This is a genomic window from Arthrobacter sp. UYP6 (assembly GCF_040547315.1).
Classification (GTDB): domain Bacteria; phylum Actinomycetota; class Actinomycetes; order Actinomycetales; family Micrococcaceae; genus Arthrobacter_B.
In genome coordinates this window covers 1-1071 of the sequence record NZ_JBEPPM010000045.1, presented here as the reverse complement: position 1 = coordinate 1071, position 1071 = coordinate 1, and the positions used below count along the sequence as shown (strand labels likewise).

Here is a 1071-nt window from a genome sequence, read left to right as displayed (position 1 = left end):
TGTACTCAGTCACCACGTTAATTACACGAAAATAGGGTGAAGACCTCTTAGATTTGGTGGTTACCACACACGCCGAACCTAAGAGGTCTTCATGTCCCACCGTAATGCCCGACTGGCCCCTGCCGGAAGAATGATCCTGATCCAGCGCGTCATCTCAGGCCGGCCCGTCGCGCACGTGGCGAAGGAAATGGGTATTTCCCGGCCCACCGCCTACCGCTGGGTGAGCCGGTACCGGGATGAAGGCCTGCCCGGCCTGGAAGACCGCTCCTCCAGACCGAAGTCCTGCCCGCATGCCACCAGCCCCGAGAAGACAGCCGAGGTCCTGGCGGCCCGGACCGAGCACCGCACCGGGCCCTCGGACCTGGCTGCCCGCACCGGGGTCGGTGCCCGCACCGTTTCCCGGATCCTGGCCCGCGCGCACGTTCCCAAGCTCTGGGACCTGGACCCGCTGACCGGGATCCGGATCCGCGCCGCACGCGCCACGGACCGACGGTACGAACGCGACGCACCCGGGGACCTGATCCACATTGACGTGAAGAAACTCGGGAGAATCCCCGACGGAGGCGGCTGGCGGGCGGACCCGAACCAGAGCGCCCGCAACCACGCCAAAGGGCATACCAGGGTCGGTTTCGACTACGTCCACGTGGCCGTGGACGACCACTCCCGGCTCGCGTTTGTGGAAGTCCACCCGGATGAGAAGGGTGCCACCTGCGCCGGGTTCCTCACCCGGGCCGCCGCGTTCATGGCCGCCCACGGAGCGCCGGTGAAACGGGTGATGACCGATAACGCGTTCGCGTACCGGCTCTCGAAGGATTTTCAGGGCGTGCTGGCCGGACTGGAGGCAAAACACATCCTGATCAAGCCCCGCCATCCCTGGCAGAACGGCAAAGCTGAACGCTTCAACCGGACCCTGCAGGAAGGCTGGGCCTACCGGCACGTGTTCGACTCAAACCAGGCCCGCACAGATGCCCTGGAACCGTGGTTAGACTTCTACAACAACCACCGGCCACACGGCAGCCTCGGAGGCAAAGCACCGATCACCCGGTGTAATTAACGTGCCGTCTGAGTACA

Annotated in this window: 1 protein-coding gene; it reads left to right on the top strand. The window is 64.8% G+C overall.

Going from position 1 to position 1071, the window contains the following annotated elements:
* Positions 1-91 precede the first annotated feature (91 nt).
* A complete protein-coding gene (locus tag ABIB35_RS18710; protein ID WP_354183243.1) occupies positions 92-1054 on the top strand; it encodes an IS481 family transposase in 963 nt (320 codons plus the stop codon).
* The last annotated feature ends 17 nt before the right edge of the window (positions 1055-1071 follow it).